This is a genomic window from Maribacter sp., from assembly GCF_049667165.1.
Taxonomy (GTDB): Bacteria; Bacteroidota; Bacteroidia; order Flavobacteriales; family Flavobacteriaceae; genus Maribacter_A.
Genome location: NZ_JBATHS010000219.1, coordinates 1 through 2,798, shown reverse-complemented (window position 1 = coordinate 2,798; position 2,798 = coordinate 1). Strand labels below are relative to the sequence as shown.

4 protein-coding genes and 1 pseudogene are annotated in these 2,798 nt (G+C 39.8%); all 5 read right to left on the bottom strand.

Translation table 11 applies throughout. The annotated features are described in order from the left end of the window. Positions 1–180: 180 nt before the first annotated feature. The gene (locus tag WBM98_RS11040) at positions 181–522 is read right to left on the bottom strand and encodes a 2TM domain-containing protein (RefSeq protein WP_424366077.1); all 342 of its coding nucleotides are present in this window, start codon (positions 520–522) and stop codon (positions 181–183) included. Further along, positions 519–860 carry a 2TM domain-containing protein gene (locus tag WBM98_RS11035; protein ID WP_424366076.1) on the bottom strand — a complete coding sequence of 114 codons (342 nt, stop codon included), beginning with the start codon at positions 858–860 and terminating at the stop codon, positions 519–521. The genes WBM98_RS11040 and WBM98_RS11035 overlap by 4 nt, the downstream gene beginning before the upstream one ends. After that, positions 851–1,153 carry a 2TM domain-containing protein gene (locus tag WBM98_RS11030; RefSeq protein WP_424366075.1) on the bottom strand — a complete coding sequence of 101 codons (303 nt, stop codon included), beginning with the start codon at positions 1,151–1,153 and terminating at the stop codon, positions 851–853. The genes WBM98_RS11035 and WBM98_RS11030 overlap by 10 nt, the downstream gene beginning before the upstream one ends. A gap of 104 nt (positions 1,154–1,257) precedes the next feature. Next, a complete protein-coding gene (locus WBM98_RS11025; protein WP_424366074.1) occupies positions 1,258–2,580 on the bottom strand; it encodes a 2TM domain-containing protein in 1,323 nt (440 codons plus the stop codon). A gap of 1 nt (position 2,581) precedes the next feature. After that, positions 2,582–2,798 (bottom strand): annotated as a pseudogene (locus WBM98_RS11020) (hypothetical protein); the annotation flags it as partial.

Here is a 2,798-nt window from a genome sequence, read left to right as displayed (position 1 = left end):
ATATATAGTCAAATGTATATAGAAACCCTTGAGTTCCTTAACCCTTTTTTGGGCCTCGGCATTCTTAGTTGATCTATTTGTTTCCATACGCACTGTTTTTGTGATCCATACAGGGTTCGTCTACAGCCATAGGCCATTAACATTGATTTACACAGGATGTACCATGCTGTTTTTTTGCTACTATCCCTTGTTTACTGACTCCTCATCCATGAACTGCCTTATCTTACGGTTTTCCCATTTCTTGATAAAACCAGGCTTGAATCTCAGTAAGATTATTCCAAAAAAAATCAAGACAATGGCCCAAATGACGGGTAGTAAAACAATGTTCACTTCCACCCAGTGCAAAAAACCTTCATCTGTTATCCCTTTTGAAACCAAGAAATTCGTTATCCTTCCCTTGAACACCAACAATACTATGGTTGCTATGAAAAAAAGCACGACATGTGCATAGAAATGCTTAATATCCTCAATACGCTTTTTTGCTATGCTATATTTCTCTCCTGTACTTTCCTGATTTTTCATTTGCGGTATTTTTCGGCTTCATTTCTATCCTGGTCCATATATTTCTGAATCTGCCGTTCTTCCCAGTTCTTGCCAAAGAACGGATTGTACGAAAAGACCTTTACGCCATGGAAAAACATGCCTATGCCCCAAAAGAACCATACGGCAAAGGTACCGAAATCCCAGAAGGCCTCGCCAAAGCTTTCCCCATCCCCTAAATTACGTACAATCTTCATCGTAGAGATAAAGGTGTTCACAAGAAGGTATACGGTAAGGTGAATATAAAACCCCTTGAGCTCCTCGACGCGCTTTTTCGCACGTTTCAATTTGTCATTGTTACTGTTCTCCATTACTTCCATCTTTTCTGTTTTTCATCTTCCTCCATATATTCCTTGATCTTACGTTCCTCCCAATCCCTTCCAAAAAAAGGATTTAAACTGAATGTCTTGATGGCCTGAAAGATCAAACCTATACCCCATCCAAATGCGGCCCAGAGGAACCATGGATAGCGCCATTCATCTGTCCAATAATTTATACCGGCCAAAAGGGAAATAAAAAACAAATACGATAATAACCCTGTATAGAATTTCTTAATACTTTCTACCCTTTCCTTGGCCCGATAATACTTGTTTTCTTTTTCCGATGTTTCCATAATGTTGTTGGTTTGTTTAATTTATAGGATAAAAGTATGGGGTTAAACACGTTATACTAAATTTTGATTACCCAATTGTCATTTTTTAAGGATGGATTGTTCGATCAGAAGGTATCATCATCCATAAACTTTCTAAGCTTGCGCTCTTCCCATCTTTTTCCCCATAACGGATTATACCCAAAAACTTCCATCCCATGAACTGTGACGCCGAATCCCCATCCCAAGGTTGGGAAAATGATCCATGGGAAACTGGTGGTATTATAGTTTAGAATGGCCAAACAAGGGATGACAATACAATAGGCCAAAAGATTTCCATAAAACCCTTTCAGTTGTTCTACATGCTCCTTGGCCTTTTCATACCGTTTATCATTAATATAGGTTTTTTGTGCTTCCATCGTTGTAATTTGTTTCGTTAACATGGGTAATTTCATCTTGAACTCGCTTTGCGATTTTGATATCTCCACGTTCCGGTCCGTTAGGAGTCCATAGCGTTGTTGTATATTTTGGAGCCCCACCCCACTACTCTTTCTCACGACCTGTTTTTCTTGCAGGTTATTACTGACCACAAGCATCCCATCTTCCTCATATACCTTGATCCGCAATGGTTTTGAAGAGGTTACAATATTATGCTTAACGGCATTCTCGAGCAATAGCTGCAATGACAGGGGTACGATCTTCGCTTCGGGATCGGTACTTTGTTCGGGGATGTCTAAATTAATGCTATCCTCAAAACGCATTTTCAGCAGCTTTACATAAGTCTTGGCAAACTGCAACTCCTCATCAACGGATACCAAATCCTTGTTTTTCTGTTCAAGTACATAACGATATACTTTTGAGAGTGACGTAGTGAACTTTTGGGCTTGATCAGGATCTTCCTCGATCAAACTGGTCAGCACATTCAAACTATTGAAGAGAAAATGGGGGTCTAACTGATTTTTTAAGGCATCGAATTTGGCAGAAGCCGTCCCCGCAATAATTTTTTGCTCCTTTACCTTCTTTTCCTGCAAGGCCTTATAAAAATGGAAGGCATGAAGAAAAAGGGAGATAAGAACCGTAATAATTATAGCTATTATATATGGGGAGGCACTCTCGTTGGCTAAAAAATAATCCCAAGAGTGATCATACAGTACTACGACCATAAAAATACGTAACAGGCCAAACACAAGCATTGTAATAACAATCGATCCTAAAGCCCCGGCCCATAGTCTGGCTTTCGGTTGCGTTTCCCAATCATACCGTATTGAAATACCGTCATAATAATAGGTATTGACCAAGGTAAGTCCAAAACTGAACATAAATGATAGTCCCAAATACTCAAGTACAACCATCCAGGTTATGGGTCCTTCCGTAAAAAACACAATGTTCAAAAGGGTAATGGCAAGGGTGATATAAATCGAGATCTTTAATATCCTAAGAAAATTTTTCATGTTATGATTTACAGTTTTCAACTAGCTCCTCAGCCCTATCCTGCCCCCAATTGGGATGAAAGGGCGACGCTGGCTTAAATTTAGCAAAAAGTTCTAAGGAGCGTTCAATATCTTTGCAAAAGGGCGCGGTATCTTGCCCAAAATACCGTGCCGTTCCCATATCCCATTCTGCCTTTGAAAAAACCACCCGCGGATTTTCAGGAGCCAATTGTAACGCC

Coding starts and splice junctions, on each gene's coding strand:
- WBM98_RS11040 (WP_424366077.1), bottom strand. CDS start 522: ATGAAAAATCAGGAAAGTACAGGAGAGAAATATAGCATAGCAAAAAAG.
- WBM98_RS11035 (WP_424366076.1), bottom strand. CDS start 860: ATGGAAGTAATGGAGAACAGTAACAATGACAAATTGAAACGTGCGAAA.
- WBM98_RS11030 (WP_424366075.1), bottom strand. CDS start 1,153: ATGGAAACATCGGAAAAAGAAAACAAGTATTATCGGGCCAAGGAAAGG.
- WBM98_RS11025 (WP_424366074.1), bottom strand. CDS start 2,580: ATGAAAAATTTTCTTAGGATATTAAAGATCTCGATTTATATCACCCTT.